Genomic DNA, 24,585 nt, shown 5'->3' on the forward strand with positions numbered 1-24,585 from the left:
CTAGCCATATTATTTGACATTTCTATAATTGTGAAAGAATATCCGATTGTAAGAGCTGCCTCGTTATATGAGTCCTTTAAAACAATTTGAGGTTTTTCCATTAATTCGACTCCCAGAATTTTTCGGTTGGGATGTCAGTTTCACCAACTCCTCATTATACATGATACTTACAGTTGTATTTGCCTCTCTCTTCCTTTTTGCCGGTGTTTTCAGAGGTAAGGTGATACCAGGACCAATGCAGTCCTTTGTTGAAGTAGTGTGTAGTTTTGTGTTGGGAATCATTAAGGGTAGTTGTGGAAAGGCCGGTTCGGACTATTTCCCTTTGATTCTATCAGTGTTCTTGTATGTCCTGTTTGCAAACCTTGTTGGAATGTTACCGCTTCCTATGAGCTTCACAGTGACAAGTCACATAGTTGTGACACTTGCACTTGCAATGGTCGTCTTCGTTTTTGTGACCCTCGTTGGATTAAAAAAGCAAGGCATGGGTTTCTTTTCCATGTTTCTTCCTGATGGAACTCCTAATTGGATAGCTCCGCTGATGATATTTCTTGAGGTGTGTACCTATCTCTTTAGGCCAATTAGTCTTGCCATCCGACTGACTGCGAATATGATTGCTGGTCACACAATACTTAAGGTCATTGCTGGATTTGTATATCCGGTCTCTGTATTGATAAGCCCTTTATCTTTTTTGTTTGTGGTGGTACTAATAGTGTTTGAGGTGTTCATAGCCATGTTGCAGGCTTATATTTTTGTCATGTTGACCTGTGTCTATTTGAATGACTCACTGGTGAAACACTAACGTGGTTATTTTGTAACGGTATATGGAGTTAGAAGGTCTGAAATTTTTGGGAATTGGTCTCTCTGTCGTTGGTATGTTGGGAGCTGCTATTGGCGTGAGTAATATATTCTCCATGATGCTTAATGGTATCGCTAGAAACCCTGAGTCCGAAGAAAAATTGAAGAAATACGTCTATGCAGGTGCTGCTTTGACGGAAGCAATGGGGCTTTTCTCATTCGTTTTAGCATTGCTACTGATTTTTGTTGCGTAGATGCCTCAGTTTGATATATCTACCTATTTTGGGCAGGTATTTTGGTTTTCTATTTCCTTTCTGTTTTTATACTGCTTTGTCAGGTTCGTCTTCGTTCCTAGGTTTAATGCCTTGCTAAATGTGCGAGCTTCTGTATTGAAAGAGAATCGCAAGTTGATAGCTAGAATGAAAGAGGACCTAGAGCGTTTAGAGACCGTGTGGAATGCTGCTCTCTCGGATGCCCGCTTTGCTGCTGAAAATATCCTTCGTGATGCAGTTATCTCTGTTGAAGAGTTAAGAAGTGGTGTTGCCGAACGCTTAGCTGTTTTAAACAGTGAGTTAAGAAAGGAGAATGAGGCCCTAATTGACGCCTTTTTTGCTCAGAAGTTGCTTGAGCTTGAAGAGTTGTTTGTAAAGCTAGTGGAAGACTATTACGTGGTAATCTATGCTCCGTTCGTAGTTGGTTCTGCTGGTGTTCATGTGGGATCTGTGCGTAAAAAAGCGCTAGAGGATTTTGCCTGTCTTTATGAGAGATTAAGGGGATGTCGGTAGAAAGTGTAGTTATAGGTTTCGCGTTTTTTACTGCGTTTGGTGTCCTTGCTAAACCTGTTGTTGGCGCGTTTATGCGCTCCCTTGCGTGTCATTCGGGTAAAATAGAGGATGAGATATCCTCGGTCGAAGAAGACCTTTTGAGAACCAAAGATTTGCTTGCGACCGCGATGAAGCGTAATTCATGTCTTAATAATGAAGTAGAGCGAATTATCGCCGATGCGAAAGCACGTGCTGCAAAGGTATATGAAGAGGGTAAATGCAAAGCAGAAGAGGACTTGTCAGTTGCAGTTGATAGGGTGCGTGCTCGTATTGAAAGAGATAACCGAGATCTCATGATGAAGGTGAAGCTCTCAGTATTGGATGGGGTATTCCAATGTTTGGCGGGCTTTGGCGGAAAATCGCTTGAGAAAGCGGAGCATGAAGCATTGGTGTTACACATGGTTGAGAAGCTTTCCATGGATATTCCTCCTTGCAATGAACAATGAGATTTCTTTTTCAAAGCTTTCCGCACTTGTCTTCGATAGAATAGTGGAACTTGCCGGGCAGTCTCCTCTCTGCGATGAATATGATTGTAACGAGGGAGTAGTTGAGTTGTTTCTTCGTCAGGGTGCGTTGCTGATTATTGAAAAAGCGGATCTTGGTGAGATATGGGTATCCGGCTTAGCTATAGGTGCTGAACGTTTTTATTTAGACAGCGGATGCTTTGTCAATAGAAGTGGCGAAGAGATAGTTAGCTGGATTGAGAGACTTCTTCAACTTTAGCGGTTCTGATATCTCTATGATAGATACAAAACCCCCGTACACGTATAAGGTGAATGAAGTCTCTACGATTGCTGTTCCGTTGCAAGTCAGTGCACCCTGAATTTTTAGCAAGTGATCCCAGCAAACGTAGTGAGAGAACAAATCTAGTTCCTGAAAAGGAAAAAAGTACTTATAGATCTGTATCTTCGAAGAAATCTTCCTCCAACAGTGTTGAGCTTCTTTCTTTCAACTTAATCATTGCCATGCAGGCATTTACAGCGGCAGTTCCATAAGAAACAGATCGCTCATTTGCTTGCTCCATGTTATTTGCCGTTATAACGCCAAAGCCTATGGCAAGGTTATTCTTGATGGCGACATCCATAATCCCGTGACAGACCGTGGATGAAACATAATCGAAATGTGGGGTAGCAGATTTAACGATGCATCCTAAGAGGACGTAACCAGCAAAATCTTTAGAATGCAAAATATTAAGTGCAGTGGGCAACTCGAATGCGCCTGGTACGTAAACAGATTTATAAGCTATTTCTTTCTGTTTAAGGTGTTTTACCGCTGTTTGACACAACACCTTGCAGATGTCAGGGTTGACCTTGCTGCAAATTATTAAGATCTTTTTTTGCATTGTATAGTTAGTGATAAATCAAGAGATCACGCGATTCTAGCATTGATCAGCCACAAACGAAAGCGAAGTAGACTTTGGTACGGAGCCCAAGGCCAAACATTAGAAATGCCATGAGAAAAGTGATTTCCTGACACAAGAGGTGATAAGAACCACATGTGTATTATGGGATCGTTTCCCTAATGTTAAAATTGCCTCAAGGAAGGCTCTCTTGGGTTTCCGCTACAGCATTCAACTTTTTAGTAATTAGATATCTACCTATCATAAACTGCTGTATTAGCGAGAGAATATTGTTGAACACCCAATAAAGCACTAAACCTGAAGGAAAGCTTGCGAATAATATCATAAAAACATAGGGCATAGCCTTAATCATAAAAGCCTGTGTGCCGTCCTCATAGTGCGAAGGGCTGAGCTTCTGTTGAATGACCATAGTCAATCCAAGTATTATAGGTAGTATTCCTATTGAGAGAAGATCCGGACAGTTCCAATTAATCAAGCCAAATAGAGTAAATAGGTTTGTAGGATCTGGCAGCGAGAGATCAGTAATCCATAGAAAAAACGGTGCTTGTCGCATTTCTATAGTTATAAAGATTACCTTGTAGAGGGCAAAAAACACTGGAACTTGCAACAGAGTTGGTAAACAGCCGGACATCGGTGTGACTCTGTGCTTTCTAAACAGCTCGACACTTGCTCTGTTTAGGGCGTCCTTATCATTTTGATATATTGATTTAATCTTCAAGATTTCAGGTTGTAACTCCTTGATTTTAAACATCGAGATGCCGGACTTAATTGATAGCGGCAACATTAGCACTCTAATGAACAAGGTTAACAGTATGATTGCAACACCGAAATTCCCAACGAGTTGATAAAAAATCTGTAGCAATTTTGAAATGGGTTTTGTTATAAAATACAAAACACCAAAGTCTACAGCTCTATCAAAGAGGTAAATTCTCATGTTTTGTGCATACTTTTCCAATAGGGATAGCTTTTTTGGCCCAGCGAAGAGCATAGTTTCCTTCGCAATAGAACCACCGCCACGCACTATTTTTTGTGTGTCAAAATTCGTAATGCGGAAGACGTCGTCACTTTTGTCTTCGACGTGGCTGACGTAGACTTTTCCATCCGATGAATTTTCGAAAATCTGAGATACAAACCAATACTTATCTGAAAAACCAAACCATCCGCGTCGGTTCTGGGTTTCCTCATCGAGTGCTATACTCTTGTTCTTTTTCGCTATTTTTGAGTACTTGAGTTCTATTAGTCGATCTTTTATTACTCCCACAGGTCCTTCGTGCATTATAAGCATGCTCTTATTTGTTTCAGGAAGCCTCTTGGTAATTGTGAAATGTGAGCCAACACTGAGATCATTTTGTGATTTGTTCTCAACGATTTGCTTGAATGTAAACATATAGTTATCGTCGAGACTCACGACTACTTTAAAAAGCAGACCGGACCCGTTGTCCCAAGAGAAAGTGACCGGATTGTTTGGAGTCAAAATTTCAGAATCAGCCTTCCATTTTGTTTTGGCAGATGGAGTCTTAAGGCCAGAATCACCCGGTATTGTCCAGCCTGGATTAACGAAATATGTACCTTTTGTTTTGTTTGGATAAAGGAGTCGATACTGATTTTCTAAGTCATCAGATTTATAATCTTTGAGGATTAGATCATCGAGAGCAAGACCAGTTAATTGGATACTTCCCTCGAGCTTATTACTGCTAATTTTGATTCGTTCTGCACTCAAGGTGCTTTCTAAAGACTCATACACCTTAACATTTTCTCTTTCTTGGACTTCATGCGAACTTTCCCTTTGTGCGGGATTATAGAATACGAGGTTCCATCCGATGATTACGAGAAACGACAATAGAGTTGCTATGAAAACATTGTATGTTTGCTGCATTAAGGATGTTGATGAATGATGTTCAAGTAGTGATGATAACACAAAAACACTCGACATCTAGAAACTTTCTCGCTATATATAAATAAGACTGTCCCTGAGAGGGTAGACTGGAGAAAATAAGCCTGCTTGTGTCCGTAGCTGCTTCTATGAGACTTCCGTTGGTATGCGTATTCAAATTGGGATTTTTGTTTGTATGAGCGTATCCATGCTTTCTTTCTTCACTCTTGCTCTTTGAACTGTTCTATGCGCGGTGTTAGTTCTTGATGTCTGGTTTATTGCTTGCGTTGCTTGCTGCACTGCTTTTCTTATCTCTTCTTTTGTCCTGTGTATTTTCGGGTGGTGAGACCGCTATAACAGTGGTGAACCCAGCTAAGTTGATTCAACTCAGGGGTAAAAACGACAGAAGAGTTGCGCTATTGATTGATCTACACAACGATAGAGAACGTGTCATCAGTACGATATTGTTATGTAACAATGTCGTAAACATACTAGCCTCATCTATATCAGCTTTTCTCGTGATCAATTTCTTTGGGAGCATTGGTGTATTAGTTTCCACTTTTGTCATGAGCATAATAATAGTGATTCTTGGTGAGATATTTCCAAAGACTTATGCAATTAACCACCCTGAAGCACTTGGCATGTATCTTGCCCCGTTCATGGTCATTCTGGTTAAGCTCTTTGGATCACTTGTTAAGTACGTGAACTTAGTAGTAGGTGTTTTAGTGAAGTGGTGTGCTCCATCGAGTGACTCAACTAAGGTTTTTTCTCCGTATGATGCCATTCGTGGTTTGATAATGTTGCATAAAAAATCGTATGTGCAGCAGAATACGCAAAAAAATTTGGAGGTCATTAATAACATGCTGGATCTTACAGAACTGCATGTTGATAAAATTATGACGCACCGTAGAGATGTCTACTCTTTGAACGTAAATCTTCCGAAAGATGAGCTCATCCACTTGGTGCTTGGAACGACATATAGGTGGATACCTTTATGGGAGGAAAGAGATGATAATTTTGTCAAGGTTCTTAATGCCGCCCAACTCAGGATTGCTTGTGCAAATGATCGGGAAATTAAGATAGAAGACTATCTGACTGACCCTTCTTTCATTCCTGAAACAACCCTTGTGAGTGTTCAATTGCACAATTTTAAGGTGGACAAAGCAGATTTTTCGATTGTCATTGATGAATATGGCAACGCAATAGGAATAGTGACTTTCTTTGATATTATTGAGGAGATCATTGGCGAGGCGATTTATACCCATAATTATAAAGATATAAAAGACAGTGGAGATGGCGGATATATAATAAACGGAAGGATCCCAATAAGGGATCTTAATAAAAAGATGGGTTTCAATTTTCCAACAGACCACAACCGCACGTTTGCGGGAATGATAATTGATGAGATAGAACGCATTCCGAATGAGGGTGAGGTGTTTGAAATGTTCGGTTGCACGCTTGAAATTCTCAAAACGAGGAATAACAAACTCATTTCTGTAAAAGTTAGAAGAGTAAAAGACGTTTGAGAAAGCATGAGTGATGAACGTTCGCACGCAAGTGTGAAAGAAAAGTTTTATAGTATCGATGTATCCATTCTGTTGTCTTGATGGTGTGTGAAAATAAATTTTGTGCGTGTTATAACTTTAAAACTGCCAATGAAAGGATTTAGTTTAGAGTGTTATAACTTTGTAGGGCTAGCAAATCTTAAGGAGATTTATGGATAATCTTTGTGGAGTTCTGGAAGAGATTCTAAACAGATACACGTACCTTGCAGATAGGTTACGCTATCCGGAAAATATAGCTTCCCAGGATTTTTCAAAGCTTTCTAAGGAGTATGCAGAGCTTAAGCCGAAAGTTGAATTAATTGCTAGATATAAAAAGTTAAAGGAAGAACAGGCTTATCTAGAACTGTTGGTAAAAAATCCACTAGAGGATCAGGAGATACGCGAAATAGCGAAGTCCGATCTGCAAGCAATTCAAGATATTATTCCAAAGCTCGAGTTGGAAATAAGAAGGATGCTGCTTCCAAAGGATAAAGATGACGCTTTGAATGTGATGCTGGAAGTAAGGGCCGGTACCGGCGGTGATGAAGCCGCGCTTTTTGCGGCGAGTCTCTTCCATATGTACCAGAAATATGCGGAGCGTATGAAGTGGCGGTTCGAGATCATTAGTATTTCGCATAACGAGATAGGTGGATACAAAGAAGCGAACGCTAGCATTAGTGGGTCTGATGTCTTTGCAAAATTAAAGTTCGAGTCTGGTGTGCACAGGGTTCAGCGCGTTCCAGAAACGGAAAGTGCTGGACGTATACATACTTCAACAGCAACTGTTGCCGTGCTGCCAGAACCTGAAGATGTGGATATAAAAATCAACGATAAGGATTTACGGATCGATGTGTATCGTTCTAGTGGTCCTGGAGGACAGTCTGTTAATACAACTGACAGTGCAGTTCGTATTACGCATATTCCAACTGGTATAGTAGTGATACAACAAGATGAGAAGTCCCAACACAAGAACCGCGCTAAGGCAATGAAGGTGCTCAAAATAAGATTGTATGAAATAGAGCGTAATAAAGTTCAACGAGAGATTTCATCGATGAGAAAGTCACAGATTGGGTCGGGTGAACGGTCTGAAAAAACCAGGACGTACAATTTCCCACAGGGTAGGATAACTGATCACAGGATCAATTTGACTACTTACAGGATTAATGAAACGGTAAAGGAAGGCGAACTGGAGCCAATCATCGATGCGCTTATGAGGGAAAATGAAGCTCGCATGTTAGCTGGCGTTGAGGCAGGTTTCAACGAAGATAAGTCTTGAGTGTTCTTAAAATCTGTCTTGCAATGGGACTTGTTCCAGTGAATGTAGTTTTTGAACAGCCGTTCGGGTGGATCTTTTTTGTTGTTCGTTATGTTCTCGAAAAATGAGGAAGAATAATGGGAAATAAAGGTTTCTTTACTGCAGCGGCATACGTGATCGCGAATTTTCTGTTTAATGTTTCTATTGTTCTGTGGACTGCTTTATATGGTGTGGTCATGCTACCTGCGCTTTTTTTGCCTCCAGAAGATATAATAGAAGTCCGTAGGGTCTGGATCAAAGGAATTTTTGTTCTCCTGAGATTTTTTTTCAATGTCGAGTTCGAGATAAGGGGCAGCGAGAATATGCAACTACACAAACAGTTCATAGTTGCATCTAAACACCATTCTCCTTTGGATGTGGTTTTATTGGCTGATCTTTTTCAGAAGCCTGCCTTCGTACTGAAAAGAAGTCTCATCTTTATTCCAATCTTTGGGCTGTACATGATTGCGACAAAGATGATTACAGTTTCCTATTCAGGCAAGTCAAATGGTTTAGATGTACTGAGAAAAATGCTCAGGCAGGCCAAAGTGCTTTCTAAAAATAGGACGATAATTCTGTACCCGGAAGGAGGAAGAACTAAAGTTGGTGAGGAAGTGGAATATAAAAGAGGTATACTAGCCCTGTATAAACATCTAAATCTTCCTGTGTTGCCGATTGCGTTAAATGTTGGCCAAATTTGGCCAGTTGGCTATTTCAGTAATAAACGAAATGGCAAGGCTGTGGTCCAAATATTGCCTCCAATTATGCCAGGCCTGAGGGACGATGAGTTTCTGCAGATGCTACGAGATACAATAGAAGGCAATACAAAACGCCTTTTGAAAAGTGAGAACAAACACCTTCGAGGACTGCAAAAGAATTAAGTGAAAAGGTTCCAGTTGCATATTTGGTTATTTCTCTTTGGAGTCTTTTGTATTATCATCAAGCTTTACCCTCCAGGAGCGAAGTAGTATACACTCAGCCATGAATAAACAGCAATTCTACATTACCACCAATAAAGCGTCTGAAAAAAGATTTTACTCAGAGGTTCCTGATTACAATGAGGAAGATTTTACTACAGTTCTCGAAGAGCGGTTCTCGGATTCTCTGATAAAAGAGGGCGACATGGTTGAGGGCATAGTGAAATCCATAAGTCCGCACTTTGTTTTAGTAAACCTAGGTCTTAAATCAGAGGGAAAAATTCCTGTCCAGCAGTTCCACGATTTGTGTACACTGGAGGTGGGTTCTAAAATTGTTGTGTACGTTGAAAAGACAGAGACTGGTAGTGGTAACCTTGTCCTGAGTTATACCAAAGCACTAAAACAAAAGGTCTGGGACAGGCTTTACGAAATGTACCTCAGTGGCTCCGATGAAGATATAACGGGAGTGATCCTGTATACGATCAAAAGTGGTTGCATTGTTGAAGTTGAAGGGCTGAATGCTTTTTTACCAAACAGCCACCTAGATGTAAGACCGGTCTCTGATCCGGCAACTCTCGTGGGAGTGAAGTTGAAGTTTAGGATTCTGAAAATGGATCCAAAAACTGGAAAGATTTTTGTCTCTAGGAAAAAAGCGCTTGGCGCAGTACATGAAGCCGCTCGTTTAGAGTATATTTTGACAATCAAAGAAGGTGATATCATCGATGGCCGTGTTAAGAGCATTGCAAGCTATGGTGTTTTTGTACAGATACACGAGTCTGACAAAGTTGGTGTCGTTGATGGTCTTCTTTATGTGAATGATATTTCTTGGGCGCGTGTCACTCATCCGTCTTCGATCTACTCTGTTGGGCAAGAGGTCCGTGTGAAGGTGATTGCTGTAGATGCCGAAAAGGGTCGTATATCGCTTGGTGTGAAGCAACTTACTGAGAATCCATGGAAGGATATTTCTAAAAAGTATACTCCGGGGAACGTGTATCCTGGAGTTGTGACTTCTGTTGAGGATTACGGTATTTTCGTCAGGTTAGAGGAGGGTGTAGAAGGATTGGTGCATAGTGGTGAAATCTCTTGGACTAGGGAAAAGCCGTTATTCTTACCCAATAGCAAGGTGAACGTTATGCTCCTCTCAGTTGATGAAGAGGGTCATAAGATTGCACTTAGCGTGAAGCAATGTAGTGAGAACCCGTGGAAGAGGTTCTTGGATGCATATGGCCTGGGTGTTGTCGTGAAATGTAAGGTTGTCGAGATAACTGATTCTGGAATAGTGCTAACACTTCTTGATTCTGGATACTCATACGTCAGGGGATATGTGAGGCTTGCGAACATTAGTTGGTCACAAAATCCTAGAAAAGAATTGAAGCGGTTTACTATCGGCGATGAAGTCGATGCGAAGCTGGTACATGTAAATCCCGATCGTGGTCGTGTGATGTTTAACATCAAATATGTCGAGTACGATCCTTTTGAAGAATTCGTCTCTAGGGTGAATGAAGGTGATATAATTAATGCAAAAGTAATACGAGTAGAGGATGATGGTATTTATATCGAGGTCAGAGAAGGTTTGGAGTTCTTCACGGCGCAGTCTGACGTAAGTCGTCTTACTGTCGGGCAGCACGTTTCCTTTGTCGTGTGTAGTAAAGATCGTTATTCGGTTAAGCTGGAGATTATCACAGATGAGAAGGCTAGTGGAGCTCCTTCTGGAGAAGAAGAGTGAGGGGTGGTCGTTAGTACATGAATTTTTTGGGTGATGCGTTTGTCGAGAATCTTAGCCTGAGGAAGAGATTGACTTTTTGGAAGGTAATCACGTTTGTGGTGGTTGGTGCCCTTCTAGTTGTTCTAGGTTCTTCTTTTCGTGGTGGCTTTTTCGATAGTTTTTCTACTCCATACATAGCAAGGGTAGTTTTTTCTGGGATTATCGATCAGGACACTGTAAGAAATAGCCAGTTCGCCTCTTTTGCAAGCAATCCTAAAATAAAAGCGGTGATCCTGCATATAGACAGTGGAGGTGGAGGAGCTGTTCCTTCTGAAGCACTTTACAACGTCGTCAAGAGTGTGTCTGAGCTCAAACCAGTTGTGGTTGTGGCAAACGGAATAATGGCCTCTGGTGCATACATGGTAGCAATGGGTGCTGAATACATCATTGCATATAATTCCAGCATTATTGGTTCGATCGGTATGATATTACAAGCCCCGAATTTTTATGAAGTCGGAAAAAAAATTGGGGTAAAAATGGATGTTGTTCGCTCTGGAAGGTTGAAAGCTTTCCCATCTGTTTTAGAAGAATTCACGAAAGAGGCGCGATCAGCGATGGAGCACTCTATCAGCGTCGCTAACGAACACTTTTTGTCTATGGTACGGGAGCGTAGAAAGATTACAGACGCGCGCGTGATGTCAGAGATTGCGACAGGAAAGATTTTCACTGGCAAGGAAGCGCTTGAGTTTGCGCTCATTGACAAGATAGGTGACGAGAGAGATGCAATAGCGTGGCTAAAGGAGAGAGGGATTACGGGGAAAATACGTGATCTTGGATTTATCTCAAGTAGGAGTTTTCGTGTGAATGATATTCCTCAATCTTCTTATCTTTCTGTTTTAAATGAGTTTTTCCGTTACTTGTATTCCCCAGGGCTTCTTGCTGTTTTTCAGGGTGCCTACAGTTAGCTTGGTTTCTCTTTACCTGCTACTTCCTGCTTTTCTGTTTATATTGATTTTGTCGTTTCTACATTTCATTTAAGTTATGCATAGTGGTATCTTGTGGTTTCATTTGAAAAAAGCGGGTTTTCTGCTTTTTTTATCTTTCTTCATGGTTTTTGTATCTGGATGTGCTGCTCTTGGTTTGGGAAAGGTTATTGGGCATTTCGTTCAGCTTTTTGCAGTGGAGCAGGTTCCTAGTACGCTATCTCTTGGAGTTATCCTCTTTGCACTTTTTCTTTCTTTAACGGTTGCACTTCGTAGTATTTTTTCCGGGTTGCTTGGAATGAAAGTGGTACAGGGTGTGCTACTTGATTTATATGAAGCCCTCTTGGGGGCAAAGATTGAGACAATTAAATCTAATTCTGTCCAGATTCCAATCATTCTCGGTTCTGACATGACATTTTTGCAGAATTTTTTTGGTTCTGCAGCGCCGGTTTTACTAAGGAATCTAATTACTTTTCTTGGATCACTCATTGCGCTTTTCTATACAGAGAGGCAGCTTTTCGTATATCTCATTCTGGCTATTCCTGTTCTTCTAGTGCCGCTCTTATTGGTTGGTGCAAGAGCAAAGAAATTATCTTCTCTTTCCGCAGATAAAACTGATAATTTTTATGCTGAGCTCAGAGAAAATATCACTAATATTCAAATGATAAAGTCCTTTTTAAAAGAAGCATTCTTCTTGGAAAGATTGAAGGGTTTATCTAAGGGATGTTCAGGTAGCTTCATTCAGTATGTGATCACACGTTCTTTTCTTGTAGGTATCGTTGTTGCGCTTGCCTTCCTAGGAACCGTATTTTTTATGAATTTTGGTCTAGGGTCCGTCTATTCAGGTGAAATAAACATTGTTACTCTTTCTGAATTCGTTTTTTATGCGTTATTTGGATCTAGTTCTATAGGGAGGATCATGGAGCTTTATCCGGATCTACGACAGTTCTTTAATGTACGCACCAGGGTTGAGAATTTATATAGCACCATTCTTGCTTCAAGTGAGGAAGAGGAAGTCGGAAAGAAATTGAAGCGTTTTGAAAAGCTCGAATTTAAAGATGTGGGCTTTTCGTACACCGCTGATGGCACAGATGCTGTTTTTAAAGGGCTTAATTTCACTATAAATCGCGGGGAAAAAGTAGCCGTTATAGGTGCTTCTGGAAAAGGAAAAAGTACAATTTTTTCTCTTATTTTAAGGTTTTATACTGCTTGTAGTGGCAGCATACGCATTAATGATATTCCGGTTTCTGAATTATCTATTGCTTCTGTTCGAGGACTTTTTGCATGGGTTCCACAAGAGTTAAGCATAGTTTCCGGAAATCTCATGGAAAATATTTGTATGCAAACTTCAATAGAGCAGAAAGAAGAAGCCCGATATAAAGGTGTGTGTATGGCTGCAAATATCCATCAATTACCTAAAGATACACATGTTACAGACCTTTCTAGGGGACAAAGACAGCGTATTAATATTGCTAGAGCACTGTTTGCTGACAGGCAGGTAATTTTACTTGACGAAGCAACATCTTCTTTAGATACACAAAATGAAAAGGCGATAGAAGCCGTCATTTCGAATACGTCACGTGATAAGACAGTGATTATTGTCGCGCATAGATTCTCCAGCATTAAATGTGCGGATAAGATAATTGTTATAGAAAATGGAAAGGCGACCGCTGTGGGAACACACGATGAACTTCTTGCCAGCAACACGTTTTATAAGCAGATGGCGGAAGAGTAGCTTTTATGTGCACAAAAAAAGCCCAACCTTGAGGTAATTATCTTCTTTTAGATAGGGGTCTCTATAGCGTGAGCTATTGGCACGCTATGCAATCATCTGGTCCACCAACAGGAGAAGAACTATCACTTTTATGTTTATATTCCTGTGATATTTTATATGTACGTTGTATGGACTTCGACCGGCAGTAGTAGAGGCTTTTTAGGCCTTTTTTCCATCCGAGGAAGTGTAGATTACTTAGTTCTTTTTTGTGTATATCAGAGTGTAAAAACAGATTTACCGATTGGGATTGGCATATGTAAGGTGTACGGTCAGCGGCGAGTTCAATAATCCACCGTTGATCCATTTCATATGCTGTTCGGAAAACCATCTTTTCGTTTTCATCGAGAAAGTCTAAGTGCTGTACAGAGCCCTCATTAGAAATAATAGAAGACCATACGCCATCCGTGTCCTTACCCTTGCGTCGGAGCAAGGCAACTAGATTCTTATTCTTGACAACGAAAGACCCGCTTAGAGTTTTTTGTGTGAAAACATTTGCTGCGTATGGTTCAATACCTGGAGAAGTATTGCCCGCAATGATCGAAATGGATGCAGTCGGTGCAACGGCCATCTTATGGACAAATCGCTCCATCACGTCGCAATCCATTGCATCTTTGCAAGGACCCTTTTCTAGCGCCATTTCCTTTGAAATCTTATCTGTTTCGTGTTTGATTTTTTTAAAAATTTTCAAGTTAACACTTTTTGCAATTGCCGATTCGAAAGGAATACTCTTACTTTGTAGGAAGGAGTGGAATCCCATTACACCCAAGCCTATACTTCTTTCTCGCATAGCAGAATATTTTGCTCTGTGCATACAATCAGGTGCTTTTCTAATAAAGTCCTCCAGGACGTTGTCCAGGAAATGCATCACATCGCGTATGAACTGGTCATCATGCTCCCATTCATCGAATTTTTCTAGATTTAGGGAAGAAAGACAACAAATAGCAGTTCTATGATTATCGAGGTGATCTTTACCAGTTGTAAGTGTTATCTCGCTGCACAGATTTGACATTTTGACGTCAAGATTAAGAGTTTTGTACACGTCAGGCCTTAGTTTTTGGACCGTGTCAATAAAGAGAATGTACGGCTCACCGGTTTCGAGACGGGCTGTGAGTATTCTTATCCATATACCCCTTGCTCCGACCGTTGCTATAACGGAACCATCCTTTGGACTGACAAGATTCCACTCTTTATCCTCAAGGACAGCTTTCATGAAATCGTCATTTATGACGACTGCATGATGCAAGTTAAGTGCTTTTCTATTCGGATCGCCACCCGTTGGCTTTCTAAGATCTATAAATTCAACGATTTCCGGATGGTTTACTGGTAAGTAAACGGCTGAACTTCCGCGTCTAAGTGAACCTTGCGATATCGCAAGAGTTAGTGCATTTTGTACAACAATAAACGGAATAATTCCCGAAGTCTTGCCACTACATTTCACTCTTTCTCCTATTGAGCGTAAGTTCCCCCAATAACTTCCAACTCCACCACCATGTGATGCGAGCCACACATTTTCATTCCAAAGCCCGACAATTCCCTCTAATGAGTCTTCAGTTTCATTGAGGAAGCACGAAACAGGGAGCCCACGACTTGTACCACCATTACTAAGAATAGGTGTAGCAGGCATGAACCATAAGTTGCTTATATAGTCATACAATCTAGATGCATGTTTTTGGTCATCAGAGTAATATTGAGCTACTCTTGCAAAAAGGTCCTGATAACTTTCACCATTCTGTAAATACCTATCTTTGAGAACTGCTTTTCCGAAATCTGTAAGAAAAGAATCCCTTGAGGGCATTACACGGACTTTTTTCTCGTCTGGAGCACCATGATTACAACGAGAAAGTACAGAAGAATCTAGTGTTTTAACTTCTTTGTTCATACGAGGTGACATCATTTCCCCAGACCAGTTCCGTAACGACGTACATGGTCATAAAGTCTACATATAGTGAAAGGATCGACAAATCCTACCATATTTATAATGGAAATCAATATCGGGTAAGCATGAAAAATTAGTAGCATGAGAGTGTGTTTGTCATCTGAAGCGACGCACATATCAAACTATTTTGTTTCTTTCTTCTATAAAGATTAGCAATTTGAGCTTAAATAAGCAGTGTGTCTAAAGGAAAATTGATTGATGTGCTACGCAAAAATTATTATTGAAGAATAGTTATTACTGTTGACAATCTAATCACTTATGAGAGATAATCGCCGTGATGTGCACTACCGCGGAATGGAGCAGTTTGGTAGCTCGTCAGGCTCATAACCTGAAGGTCGCTGGTTCAAATCCAGCTTCCGCAACTTGTTTCCTTAGAAGTCTAGCTATTTTTTCCCATAGTAGCTAAATCGTTCCTCTCTTTCGTTTTGGGTATATGTACGATCAACAGAATGTTTTCGCGAAGATATTGCGTCGGGAGTTACCTTGCAGGGTTGTCTATGAAGATGATGAGGTTCTTGCTTTCTATGATGCATTTCCTAAGGCTCCAATACATGTCCTTGTAATACCGAAAGGGCAGTTCATTTCTTTTGATGATTTTATATCGGCGTCGCCAGTTGGGGTTGCTTCTTTTTTTTCGAAGGTTGCTCATGTTACTGACCTTTTAGGTGTGAAGAAAGCTGGATACAGACTTGTTACAAATCATGGTGAAGATGGCGGTCAAATAGTAAAACACTTTCATGTGCATATTTTGGCTGGCAAGCAAATGTCTGATGTAGCTTAGCTACTCATGATATGGAGCCACCTAAATTTTCTCAATCCGCACATTTTTCAGGTGCCGGGTTAGGCGATTCTTTTAAAAATAAAAACATAGAAAGTTGCTTTTAGTAGCTTTGCCTGATTTGTTCTTGGTGGTGTCATTTGCAATAGTTGCGGTGATTGTAAAGCTGCAAGGTTTAGTTTGCCGGGTGGTAAACCGGTCTAGTTGCTGCATTTGCAAGGCTCATGTACAATCTTGACTTTCTTTGTCTCTTATTCCGCCTTTGAATATTCATAGGATACTGAAAGTTGCTACCTGGAATGTTAATTCTATAAGGCAACGTGCCGGGGCTGTCTCAGCCTTTCTTGTTTCAGAGGATCTTGATGTGCTTCTTCTACAGGAGCTTAAGTGTCAGGAGAGTGATTTTCCATTACACATTTTTCACGATCTTTCCTATAACGTGATCTTAAAGTGTCAAAAGGGCTATAACGGGGTTGCGATAGCGTCTAGATTGCCAATTACCAAGATCTCGGATGAGATTTATAAGGATGATGAAGCGCGATATATAGAAGGAGTGATAAGTTTTTGTGGTAAGTGTGTAAGGTTAATAAGTGTGTATGTACCTAATGCCCAAGCAGCAGGTTCACCGCGCTTCGAATACAAAATGCAATTCCATGATGCACTTGCTAAAAGGATCCACGGCTACCTTTTAGGGAATAGTGAGATCCTACTCTTAGGCGGTGACATGAATGCCGCACCAGAAGATATAGATGTGTATGATTCTGTTAAGCTCGATGGATGTACAGGCTTCCATATTGAGGAGCGTAGCAAACTCAGGGAGTTACTCAATCTTGGACTATTTGATACGTTTAGAATGAAATACCCAACTAAACAAGAGTTTAGTTGGTGGGACTACAGAGGTGGTGGATTACAGAAAAATGAAGGAATGAGGATAGACCATATTCTTGCTTCTGCTGAAGGTGTGGATCATCTTTTAGATTGCTATATATTGAAAGAACTACGTCACATAGCAAGGCCTTCTGATCATGTTCCTGTGGTGTGTGTCCTTGATGGGTTCTGAGAATGGTGGATTACAGAAAAATGAAGGAATGAGGATAGATCATATTCTTGCTTCTGCCGAAGGTATGGATCATCTTTTAGATTGCTATATATTGAAAGAACTACGTCACATAGCAAGGCCTTCTGATCATGTTCCTGTGGTGTGTGTCCTTGATGGGTTCTGAGAAATATAGCCAGAGTCATTTTTAGCATTGTTTTAATAAGTAGCGATTTGTTTTTTCGTAAACTGAATAAACACTTTTTATGGAGTTCTGCGCTTTGTTTTTATGTGGCGCAAGCAGGTGAACTTTTTGCTATCAAGGAATGATTTTTGTAGGGTAATTGGAAACCCTATGTCCTTTAGATATTTCCTAATGCAGGATCGACCTTGCTATGGCAATAACCACTATTTTTCTGGGATGATATTCCAAAAGCGCCTCTGCACAACACGAAACTGTAGCACCCGTAGTTATAACGTCATCAAGTAAGATGATGGACGCATCCTTGAGGGCAGCATGGTTTCCTATTCTAAATGCGTCCTGTAGATTTGTTTTTCGTCGATATGTAGAAAGGTTAAGTTGTGGTGGTGTGTTTCTTATTTTGTGGAGGACATCTAGTCGCACTTTTACGTGTATTAACTTTGCCAGTTGCATAGCGATCAATGCTGATTGATTGTACTGTCTTTGAAGCAATCTAGCGCGGTGTATCGGTACCGGTATGATAAAATCACATTTTTCGAGATCTTCCTTAAAATGCTGCAGGATCATTTTTGCCAAAGATTTTGCTATAAATGTCCCATCATGAAATTTTATTTTTTGTATGAACACTGAAATGTAAGCATTATAGACAAATACAGCTTTTGCTTCGTCAAACTTAGGTTTTGATGCGGCACATGTGATACATAAATTTGAAGTCTTCATCTTTCTACCGCAACAATAGCAGTGTAAGTGATTCTTCAAGAGATGAACTTCGTTTCTACAAGGTTTACACATACCATATTCTGCCAGTTCTTCTTTGCTGGAACAGATTATGCAGCAATCTGGGAAAAGAAATGCAAGAAAGCTTTTAAAAGTGGATTCTATTACTCTCAGAGCTTTTTTAAAGCTATTTTGTTTTGAGATCAATCGTTGGTTTTTGTATAGGTTGCTCAAGATAAGCAAGAACCGTTCACTAAAGAGTTTCATAGCTTATAACAGTAATATGAGTCTCTTAAAGCCTTCCTTTATTGTTTAAGAAATTATTATAAAGGCAAGAATCTACTTCAGCTGATTGCGTTGAAAATAGTCTCACATGTACAGCACTTGGCCCGCTATCTTTATTGATAAGATGCCGACTTTTCCAGCCTAATACAGCGAGCTACGCAGAGTTCATTATATCTAGAGTTACGCATTCTCATGAGTCACTTCACGTGCATTCTTTCCTAGAAGTGCTAGCGGTGTCGTAATGAAAATTTATTTATAAGATGCCGACTTTTCCAGCCTAATACAGCGAGCTACGCAGAGTTCATTATATCTAGAGTTACGCATTCTCATGAGTCACTTCACGTGCATTCTTTCCTAGAAGTGCTAGCGGTGCCGCAATGAAAATCGAGGAATAAGTACCTATAGCTATACCAGCCAGTATTATTAAGGAAAAAACTTGTATATCTCCACTAGAGAGGAATGCTACCGGAGCTATTGCAAGCATTGTCGTTGCAGATGTGAGGATTGTTCTAGATAGTGTAGTATTAACGCTTACATTAATGCGCTTGGTTATGTTTTTTATGCCAGTGTTCTCACGTAACTTATCGAAAATAACCACGGAGTCATTTATAGAATATCCAACTATCGCGAGCACTGCAGCCACTGAAGAAGTATTGAACTCCAATTCGCAAGCAGAATAGAGGCATACAAGTAAAGCAATATCGTGCAACGTCGTCAGCACACCGGATAGCGCAAAAGCAGGGGTAAACCTAAAAAACAAATATACAAACATCGCAAGCACCGACAATACAATTGCTATACCACTCCTGTATATTAAAGACTTGCTTATTTGTGGGCCCACACAATCTATTTTGTCGTAGCGAAAGTTATACGGTTTGAGAAAGGCTTTTATTTTCGCTAGGCCATCCTGAAAATCTTGCGACCGCACTTTTATCATTAAGTGATTTTGGTCTTCTAAATAATGCATAGATGCTGTAGGTAAACTCTGATTTTGCGAGAAATCATCCCTGAGCTGTGTTATATCAATGCTTTTCTCAGAATATACTTCGAGAACCATCCCACCCGTGAAATCAATGCCAAAGCTCAAGCCTTTCGTTTCAAGAGATATGAATGTTGACACAAGCAGAATCGAACTTATGAAGAAGGCGACCTTCTTATACCTAGCAAAGTCAAAACTGCATTCATCTAAGAGGCTGCTTATGATGAATCTCACCTACAATATCCAAAAACAGAAATACTATTACCGATGTGTTCAAATTGCAAATTCACGCTACGTTAGGCGCACATAATGAAAATCTTGCCTCACCTAAATCGAATTAGTGCTCTGCTTGTTTATGCCAATCTAAGAATGTGATGAAACTTCCGGTTCAATAGTACAGTTCTTATTTAAGATTTTGGTTGAGATGTTGCGCTTTGCCTCACCTTTTTTTGCTTGTGTTCTCTCATTCATGTGACAGTGCGTATCTGATTCAGTGTCTAAAAACAGATGCTTAGATTTTATCCCGTTTTTAACTTCATATGATTTATCTTTGTATCCCAGATTTTGGATGGACCAGATATATTCGTTTTATCCGTGAAGCTAAATTTAGCTTTTGATGCGGTGGAGTTTTCTCTAGAATGTAATGTAATTCCTATAGTAAAAGATGCGTTCCATTTGAGGTATACAGAACGCTTTCTTTATTCCAAGAGAATATCTTGTATGCTATAAATTGGTGTGATCTATGTACATTGAGCTATGGAAGAGGAAAGAGACGATCTTGGTATACAAGCGTTGCGGTATCACTCTAAGGGCAGGCCTGGTAAATTAGGGGTTCATGCCACAAAGCCTCTTCTTACGCAGGAAGATTTATCGCTTGCCTACTCCCCTGGGGTGGCTTATCCATGTTTGGAGATAAAGAAAAATTCTCTGGATGCATATAAGTACACTTCTAAGGGTAATTTGGTTGCAGTTGTTTCAAACGGAACGGCTGTTCTTGGTTTGGGAAATCTTGGAGCGATGGCCTCTAAACCTGTCATGGAGGGGAAGGCTGTACTATTCAAAAAGTTCGCTGATATAGACTCAATCGATATTGAGGTTGATACCCAGAATATAGAGGAGTTTATCCTTACAGTGAGGAACATAGCTTCCACTTTTGGTGGTATCAATCTCGAAGATATTAAGTCACCAGAATGTTTCGAAATAGAGGAGCGTCTAGCGGCAATGCTAGATGTTCCAGTTTTTCATGATGATCAGCACGGTACGGCAATTATCGTGTGTGCGGGTCTTATAAATGCTGCCGACATTACAAAAAGAAAGGTAGAAGAGCTTAAGGTAGTCGTAAACGGCTGTGGCGCAGCGGGTATAGCATGCATCGAGTTAATGAGGAAGATCGGAGTTAGTGACATAGTGGTCTGTGACCAAAGTGGTGTTATTAAAAAAGACAGAGATTTTCATGAAGGTGACCGAAAAGCTTTTTATGCTGTTGACGTAGATGCGAACACGCTTGAGGAGGCGCTGGTTGGTGCAGATGTATTCATTGGTTTATCCGCTGCAGACGTTCTGAAGCCGGAGTGGTTAACTGGAATGAATGTGGATCCGATAATTTTTGCTTTGGCTAATCCGGATCCTGAGATAAAGCCCGAGTTAGCAAAAAAGGCGCGTCCGGATGCAATAATAGCAACTGGCAGATCGGATTACGATAATCAAATTAATAACGTTATGTGTTTCCCATATCTGTTTAGGGGAGCGCTTGATGTTGGTGCGAGAAAATTCAATACTGAAATGAAGCTTGCTGCTGTGCATGCGATTGCTGCAATAGCAAAAAAACCAATATCGATGGAAGTGATGGATGCTTATGGGAATTCTCATATGCAGTACAGTAAGGAGTATATACTTCCAAAACCTTTCGATCAGCGCCTTATTGCCGAAATTGCTCCGGCAGTTGCACGTGCAGCAGTTGAGACAGGTGTTGCAAAGAAACCAATTCATGATTTTGATGCGTACAGGGATGATTTAATCAGACGGTTAGCTTCAGGTGCAACGACCCTTTTCGGGGTTGTGAGCAGTGTGCTCAGGGAGAATAAAAAACGCGTCATTTTTGCAGAGGGTGAGGAACTTAAAAGCATTCGAGCTGCGCTTCAGTGGCGTGATATGGGGTATGGTACCCCTATTCTTGTCGGAAGAAGCAGTGTTATAGAGGCAAAAATGGATGAAATGAATCTTCGCAATCGTGAAGGTTTTGAAGTGACAAATGCAGTTGTTTCACAGAGAAGTGGTGAGTACGTGGAGTACATGTATAGCACCTTAAAAAGGAAGGGCTTTCCATATGAAAGATGTGTCAGTGATGTGAACACAAATAATGATGTGTTTGCCGCTTGTATGCTTGCACTTGATGATGGAGATGCAATGATCACCGGCCTGACATGCAGTAATGCTGAGGATCGTCTTAAGGGTATTATGCCAATCGTTGGTGCTGCAGGTGTTGTTTTTGAAATGTCGATTATTGTCACTGATACAGGTACCCTTTTTATCTGCGATGCTGGTATTAATAATGCACCAAATGCAGAGGATATTGCCGAAGTAGCTATAAAGGCTGCCGAAATAGTCAAAAGTATGGGATGTGTTCCGAGGATTGCTGTGATTGCAAATTCGAATTTTGGGAGTGTAGATAGTACGAGTGCACTAATAGCACGTGAAGCAATTGAGATACTGGATGATTTTGGTGTTTCGTTTGAATACGAAGGTGAGATGGACCTTGATGTAGCTTTAAACGGAAAATCTAGAAAGCGTTATTCTTTTTCTAGGCTTACAGATCGCGCCAATGTTCTTATCATTCAAAATGTGGAAGTTGTTGATGCAGTGTGTAAGTTCTCCAGGGGAGTTATGGGAACAAGCGTCATTGGGCCTCTATTATTTGGATTGAAAAGATCCGTGCAGATAGTGCGTTCATCTAATGATGCTACAGATATTCTAAATCTTGCTCTGATTGCTGCGAAGACAAATTCCCTATAAGTCGATCTTTATTTGCGGGCTTATAGAGTTGACTACGCATAACACATGAGCGCTTATAGGATAAGGTCAACCGGTTTTGCTGCAATAGAAAGACACATTGGAAAATCAGTAGGTACAAGATCCCATCGCTTTCGGTTCTTTTTCGTGTTTTTTCTATGATAAATGTCTGTCTCACCTCTGGGGGAATGGTTATTCGAGAGAATAGGTGAGACTTTTTTTATCTAAATAAAATGTCCCATCTCTCTAAAAAGTCTTAACTGAGCGACGGTTATATTTTCTGCCATGAGTATTGCGTACAATTTATAACCACTTCTTAGTAAATGCTTCTCCCTTATTTGGTGAGCAAAAGTTCCTAAAAAGAAAGAGGGGATTCCTGTCAAAACAAAAGATGCTGATGGTTCCAGTACCATTGAAATCTTGTACACCAATACCTCGAATAACATGAAGATTGCCAGGAAACCCCACATCCGATGAAAAGCAAGCCAAAAATGTGAGAAAAAAAATGCCGAAAACGAAAACGATGAGCTCAGGTAAACAAACTCTGCCTTTTCTGGAAGCAAGGCTTTAGACTTTATTTTATGGTAAACGTAAAATGCCTTCATTCCTTGTTTTCAGTATCAAGATCTGACTCCAATTTTTCTAGTGTTTCCCTGTCTACGTTGTCATCTTCAACGTCTAATGAGGATTTAGAAACAACCTTTTTATCATCAGAAGCCTTTTTGAGGAATGGCTTTCCTTCAAGTAGGGTTGATAATTCCTCTCCTGTAAGGGTTTCATATTCAAGCAATGCTTTCGCTATCCGATGGAGCGAGTCTAAATTCTCATTGAGAAGTCTAGTAGCTTCTTTAAGGGCGTCTGTCACAAGTTGTTTAACCTCATTATCAATGAGATTAGACATCTCAATTGAAAGGATATGATTATTTGGATCATTCTGTTCACCATAAAGAAGTGGACCGACTTTTTCACTCATTCCCCACTTTGTAACCATTGATCTTGCTAGGTTAGTTGCTTGTTTTATATCTGAAGCAGCACCGCTGGTTGTTTTATCATCTCCGAAAATTACCTGTTCAGCAGCTCTTCCACCCATTGCAACAATTAAATCAGCATGCATCTTTGCTCTGGTGAAGGAAACACGATCATGTTCAGGAAGTCGCATTACGAGTCCCAGAGCTCGTCCGCGAGGGATAATAGTTGCTTTGTGTATTGGATCTGATGCCTCAAGTTTCAAGCTAGTAACAGCGTGTCCTGCTTCGTGATAGGCAGTCAGTAACTTTTCTTCTTCTCTCATGACAAGAGATTTTCTCTCCATTCCCATGAGTATTTTATCTCTTGCGTACTCAAAGTCGTCATTGGTTACCACTTTCTTGTTCCTGCGAGCTGCGATAAGAGCCGACTCATTGACTAGATTTGCAAGATCCGCGCCAGAGAAGCCAGGTGTACCTCGCGCTATAATTGAAACCTCAACATTTGGCGCGGTCGGAATCTTTTTCAAGTGAACTTCCAATATTTTTTGTCTTCCTGCTATGTCAGGAATAGAAATTGTTATTTGTCTGTCGAATCTACCTGGGCGTAATAGCGCGGGGTCAAGCACATCTGGTCTATTTGTGGCAGCGATAATGATTACGCCTTCATTTGCTTCAAAACCATCCATTTCGACTAAGAGCTGATTCAGAGTTTGTTCGCGTTCATCATTGCCGCCACCGAATCCAACTCCGCGGTGACGTCCAACTGCATCAATCTCGTCTATGAATATCAGGCATGGGGCATTTTTTTTACCCTGCTCGAACATATCTCTGACCCTACTTGCGCCAACACCGACAAACATCTCAACGAAATCTGAACCAGAGATGCTGAAAAATGGAACCTTCGCTTCTCCAGCAATTGCTTTTGCTAGCAATGTTTTTCCAGTACCTGGAGGTCCTATTAGCAGACATCCTTTAGGGATTTTTCCACCTAACTTTTGAAATTTCTTTGGTTCTCTTAAAAACTCAACAATCTCGGCGAGCTCTTCTTTTGCTTCGTCTATCCCTGCGACATCATGGAAAGTTACTTTGTTGCTCCTGTCACTAAGAAGTCTTGCCTTTGATTTTCCAAAAGTCATGGTCTTGTTACCTCCGGCTTGCATCTGCTTCATAAAGAAGATCCACACACCGATGAGAAGAAGCATTGGAAACCAGGATATGAGAATGTTGAACAGTAAACCCAAGAAGCTGTCTCCAGAAGCTACCTGAAAGTCAACATTATTTTTTCTTAGAAGTGGAATCAGTTCGGTGTACTGCGTAGCCTTAGTATAAAAACGCGTCCCACTCTTTAATACGCCCGATATGTCATAGCCTTCTATTACTATTTTTTGTACTTCTCCTTTCTCTACGAGGTCCAAAAATTCCGAAAACTGAATTTTTTCGTTTCTGACTCCAAAACCAAAGTTCAGTGCGACCTGTCCAAATAGAAGAGTTACAAGGATTATTATCCCCATCCAGAGAGAAAGGTTTTCTAAAAATTTTTTCATCGAGTTTTCGGCTTAAAAAGGAAGGCGTAACACTGATTATAAAATTTTTCTCTTATTTATCA

At 40.5% G+C, this 24,585-nt stretch carries 22 protein-coding genes and 1 tRNA gene; 16 read left to right on the forward strand and 7 right to left on the reverse strand.

The window, feature by feature from the left end; translation table 11 throughout:
• Positions 1 to 67 precede the first annotated feature (67 nt).
• From AS219_RS01570 to AS219_RS01590, 5 genes are read left to right on the forward strand one after another with little or no spacing between them, the layout of a single operon-like run.
• On the forward strand, positions 68 to 799 hold the full coding sequence (locus AS219_RS01570) for a F0F1 ATP synthase subunit A (protein WP_067979193.1): 732 nt from the start codon (positions 68 to 70) through the stop codon (positions 797 to 799).
• 22 nt (positions 800 to 821) lie between these two features.
• The gene (locus AS219_RS01575) at positions 822 to 1,049 is read left to right on the forward strand and encodes a F0F1 ATP synthase subunit C (RefSeq protein WP_011451790.1); all 228 of its coding nucleotides are present in this window, start codon (positions 822 to 824) and stop codon (positions 1,047 to 1,049) included.
• Positions 1,050 to 1,580 carry a hypothetical protein gene (locus tag AS219_RS01580; RefSeq protein ID WP_067979196.1) on the forward strand — a complete coding sequence of 177 codons (531 nt, stop codon included), beginning with the start codon at positions 1,050 to 1,052 and terminating at the stop codon, positions 1,578 to 1,580.
• Positions 1,571 to 2,065 (forward strand): ATPase, encoded by a 495-nt coding sequence (locus tag AS219_RS01585; RefSeq protein ID WP_067979199.1) that lies wholly within the window; start codon positions 1,571 to 1,573, stop codon positions 2,063 to 2,065. The genes AS219_RS01580 and AS219_RS01585 overlap by 10 nt, the downstream gene beginning before the upstream one ends.
• On the forward strand, positions 2,055 to 2,342 hold the full coding sequence (locus tag AS219_RS01590; protein WP_231861818.1) for a frataxin domain-containing protein: 288 nt from the start codon (positions 2,055 to 2,057) through the stop codon (positions 2,340 to 2,342). Before AS219_RS01585 ends, AS219_RS01590 begins: the two co-directional genes overlap by 11 nt.
• A gap of 169 nt (positions 2,343 to 2,511) precedes the next feature.
• Here AS219_RS01590 and ribH read toward each other — a convergent pair whose 3' ends face one another.
• Positions 2,512 to 2,961 carry a 6,7-dimethyl-8-ribityllumazine synthase gene (gene ribH, locus AS219_RS01595; protein WP_067979204.1) on the reverse strand — a complete coding sequence of 150 codons (450 nt, stop codon included), beginning with the start codon at positions 2,959 to 2,961 and terminating at the stop codon, positions 2,512 to 2,514.
• A gap of 193 nt (positions 2,962 to 3,154) precedes the next feature.
• A complete protein-coding gene (yidC, locus tag AS219_RS01600) occupies positions 3,155 to 4,912 on the reverse strand; it encodes a membrane protein insertase YidC (RefSeq protein ID WP_067979207.1) in 1,758 nt (585 codons plus the stop codon).
• Positions 4,913 to 5,118: 206 nt separating this feature from the next.
• Here yidC and AS219_RS01605 point away from each other — a divergent pair, with 206 nt between their 5' ends.
• From AS219_RS01605 to AS219_RS01630, 6 genes are all read left to right on the forward strand, one after another.
• Complete coding sequence (locus AS219_RS01605; protein WP_067979210.1) at positions 5,119 to 6,378, forward strand: CNNM domain-containing protein; 1,260 nt, start codon at positions 5,119 to 5,121, stop codon at positions 6,376 to 6,378.
• A gap of 190 nt (positions 6,379 to 6,568) precedes the next feature.
• A complete protein-coding gene (prfA, locus tag AS219_RS01610) occupies positions 6,569 to 7,672 on the forward strand; it encodes a peptide chain release factor 1 (RefSeq protein WP_067979213.1) in 1,104 nt (367 codons plus the stop codon).
• A gap of 116 nt (positions 7,673 to 7,788) precedes the next feature.
• Entirely contained in the window at positions 7,789 to 8,571 is a 783-nt protein-coding gene (locus tag AS219_RS01615) for a lysophospholipid acyltransferase family protein (RefSeq protein WP_067979215.1), read from the forward strand.
• Positions 8,572 to 8,608: 37 nt separating this feature from the next.
• Positions 8,609 to 10,333, forward strand: coding sequence for a S1 RNA-binding domain-containing protein (locus AS219_RS01620; protein WP_231861819.1), 1,725 nt, complete (start codon positions 8,609 to 8,611; stop codon positions 10,331 to 10,333).
• 17 nt (positions 10,334 to 10,350) lie between these two features.
• Positions 10,351 to 11,277 carry a signal peptide peptidase SppA gene (gene sppA, locus AS219_RS01625; protein ID WP_067979222.1) on the forward strand — a complete coding sequence of 309 codons (927 nt, stop codon included), beginning with the start codon at positions 10,351 to 10,353 and terminating at the stop codon, positions 11,275 to 11,277.
• Positions 11,278 to 11,353: 76 nt separating this feature from the next.
• Positions 11,354 to 13,030 (forward strand): ABC transporter ATP-binding protein, encoded by a 1,677-nt coding sequence (locus AS219_RS01630; RefSeq protein ID WP_067979224.1) that lies wholly within the window; start codon positions 11,354 to 11,356, stop codon positions 13,028 to 13,030.
• Positions 13,031 to 13,103: 73 nt separating this feature from the next.
• Here the strand turns inward: AS219_RS01630 and AS219_RS01635 are convergent, their stop codons facing one another.
• The gene (locus AS219_RS01635) at positions 13,104 to 14,948 is read right to left on the reverse strand and encodes a ribonucleoside-diphosphate reductase subunit alpha (protein ID WP_082784578.1); all 1,845 of its coding nucleotides are present in this window, start codon (positions 14,946 to 14,948) and stop codon (positions 13,104 to 13,106) included.
• 345 nt (positions 14,949 to 15,293) lie between these two features.
• Between AS219_RS01635 and AS219_RS01640 the strand changes: the two genes are divergently transcribed.
• The 4 genes from AS219_RS01640 (at position 15,294) to AS219_RS04035 (ending at position 17,006) form a co-directional block, all read left to right on the forward strand.
• Positions 15,294 to 15,367, forward strand: a tRNA-Met gene (locus tag AS219_RS01640).
• A 71-nt stretch (positions 15,368 to 15,438) separates the two neighbouring features.
• Complete coding sequence (locus AS219_RS01645) at positions 15,439 to 15,786, forward strand: histidine triad nucleotide-binding protein (RefSeq protein ID WP_067979227.1); 348 nt, start codon at positions 15,439 to 15,441, stop codon at positions 15,784 to 15,786.
• A 259-nt stretch (positions 15,787 to 16,045) separates the two neighbouring features.
• Entirely contained in the window at positions 16,046 to 16,843 is a 798-nt protein-coding gene (locus AS219_RS01650; RefSeq protein ID WP_067980451.1) for an exodeoxyribonuclease III, read from the forward strand.
• The gene (locus AS219_RS04035) at positions 16,833 to 17,006 is read left to right on the forward strand and encodes a hypothetical protein (RefSeq protein WP_231861820.1); all 174 of its coding nucleotides are present in this window, start codon (positions 16,833 to 16,835) and stop codon (positions 17,004 to 17,006) included. The genes AS219_RS01650 and AS219_RS04035 overlap by 11 nt, the downstream gene beginning before the upstream one ends.
• Positions 17,007 to 17,192: 186 nt before the next feature.
• Here AS219_RS04035 and AS219_RS01655 read toward each other — a convergent pair whose 3' ends face one another.
• Positions 17,193 to 18,005: a ComF family protein gene (locus tag AS219_RS01655; RefSeq protein ID WP_067979230.1), complete on the reverse strand. Its 813-nt coding sequence runs from the start codon at positions 18,003 to 18,005 to the stop codon at positions 17,193 to 17,195.
• Between the two features lie 334 nt (positions 18,006 to 18,339).
• Positions 18,340 to 19,236, reverse strand: a complete 897-nt coding sequence (gene secF / locus AS219_RS01660) for a protein translocase subunit SecF (RefSeq protein WP_067979232.1) — start codon at positions 19,234 to 19,236, stop codon at positions 18,340 to 18,342.
• A gap of 522 nt (positions 19,237 to 19,758) precedes the next feature.
• Between secF and AS219_RS01665 the strand changes: the two genes are divergently transcribed.
• Entirely contained in the window at positions 19,759 to 22,014 is a 2,256-nt protein-coding gene (locus tag AS219_RS01665) for an NADP-dependent malic enzyme (protein WP_067979234.1), read from the forward strand.
• A 221-nt stretch (positions 22,015 to 22,235) separates the two neighbouring features.
• Here the strand turns inward: AS219_RS01665 and AS219_RS01670 are convergent, their stop codons facing one another.
• Both AS219_RS01670 and ftsH read right to left on the reverse strand, forming a co-directional pair.
• Positions 22,236 to 22,616, reverse strand: coding sequence for a DUF2628 domain-containing protein (locus AS219_RS01670; protein WP_067979238.1), 381 nt, complete (start codon positions 22,614 to 22,616; stop codon positions 22,236 to 22,238).
• The gene (ftsH, locus tag AS219_RS01675) at positions 22,613 to 24,523 is read right to left on the reverse strand and encodes an ATP-dependent zinc metalloprotease FtsH (RefSeq protein WP_067979241.1); all 1,911 of its coding nucleotides are present in this window, start codon (positions 24,521 to 24,523) and stop codon (positions 22,613 to 22,615) included. The genes AS219_RS01670 and ftsH overlap by 4 nt, the downstream gene beginning before the upstream one ends.
• Positions 24,524 to 24,585: the final 62 nt, after the last annotated feature.

The organism is Neorickettsia sp. 179522 (assembly GCF_001593535.1).
GTDB lineage: Bacteria > Pseudomonadota > Alphaproteobacteria > Rickettsiales > Anaplasmataceae > Neorickettsia > Neorickettsia findlayensis.

Excerpts from the sequence above, each read along its gene's own strand:
- AS219_RS04035 (WP_231861820.1), top strand. The coding sequence starts at position 16,833 with ATGGGTTCTGAGAATGGTGGATTACAGAAAAATGAAGGAATGAGGATA.
- AS219_RS01585 (WP_067979199.1), top strand. The coding sequence starts at position 1,571 with ATGTCGGTAGAAAGTGTAGTTATAGGTTTCGCGTTTTTTACTGCGTTT.
- AS219_RS01570 (WP_067979193.1), top strand. The coding sequence starts at position 68 with ATGAGTCCTTTAAAACAATTTGAGGTTTTTCCATTAATTCGACTCCCA.
- ribH (WP_067979204.1), bottom strand. The coding sequence starts at position 2,961 with ATGCAAAAAAAGATCTTAATAATTTGCAGCAAGGTCAACCCTGACATC.
- AS219_RS01590 (WP_231861818.1), top strand. The coding sequence starts at position 2,055 with ATGAACAATGAGATTTCTTTTTCAAAGCTTTCCGCACTTGTCTTCGAT.
- AS219_RS01630 (WP_067979224.1), top strand. The coding sequence starts at position 11,354 with ATGCATAGTGGTATCTTGTGGTTTCATTTGAAAAAAGCGGGTTTTCTG.
- AS219_RS01655 (WP_067979230.1), bottom strand. The coding sequence starts at position 18,005 with ATGAAACTCTTTAGTGAACGGTTCTTGCTTATCTTGAGCAACCTATAC.
- prfA (WP_067979213.1), top strand. The coding sequence starts at position 6,569 with ATGGATAATCTTTGTGGAGTTCTGGAAGAGATTCTAAACAGATACACG.
- AS219_RS01635 (WP_082784578.1), bottom strand. The coding sequence starts at position 14,948 with ATGAACAAAGAAGTTAAAACACTAGATTCTTCTGTACTTTCTCGTTGT.
- AS219_RS01580 (WP_067979196.1), top strand. The coding sequence starts at position 1,050 with ATGCCTCAGTTTGATATATCTACCTATTTTGGGCAGGTATTTTGGTTT.
- yidC (WP_067979207.1), bottom strand. The coding sequence starts at position 4,912 with ATGTCGAGTGTTTTTGTGTTATCATCACTACTTGAACATCATTCATCA.
- AS219_RS01665 (WP_067979234.1), top strand. The coding sequence starts at position 19,759 with ATGGAAGAGGAAAGAGACGATCTTGGTATACAAGCGTTGCGGTATCAC.
- AS219_RS01645 (WP_067979227.1), top strand. The coding sequence starts at position 15,439 with ATGTACGATCAACAGAATGTTTTCGCGAAGATATTGCGTCGGGAGTTA.
- AS219_RS01670 (WP_067979238.1), bottom strand. The coding sequence starts at position 22,616 with ATGAAGGCATTTTACGTTTACCATAAAATAAAGTCTAAAGCCTTGCTT.
- sppA (WP_067979222.1), top strand. The coding sequence starts at position 10,351 with ATGAATTTTTTGGGTGATGCGTTTGTCGAGAATCTTAGCCTGAGGAAG.
- AS219_RS01605 (WP_067979210.1), top strand. The coding sequence starts at position 5,119 with ATGTCTGGTTTATTGCTTGCGTTGCTTGCTGCACTGCTTTTCTTATCT.
- AS219_RS01575 (WP_011451790.1), top strand. The coding sequence starts at position 822 with ATGGAGTTAGAAGGTCTGAAATTTTTGGGAATTGGTCTCTCTGTCGTT.
- AS219_RS01615 (WP_067979215.1), top strand. The coding sequence starts at position 7,789 with ATGGGAAATAAAGGTTTCTTTACTGCAGCGGCATACGTGATCGCGAAT.
- ftsH (WP_067979241.1), bottom strand. The coding sequence starts at position 24,523 with ATGAAAAAATTTTTAGAAAACCTTTCTCTCTGGATGGGGATAATAATC.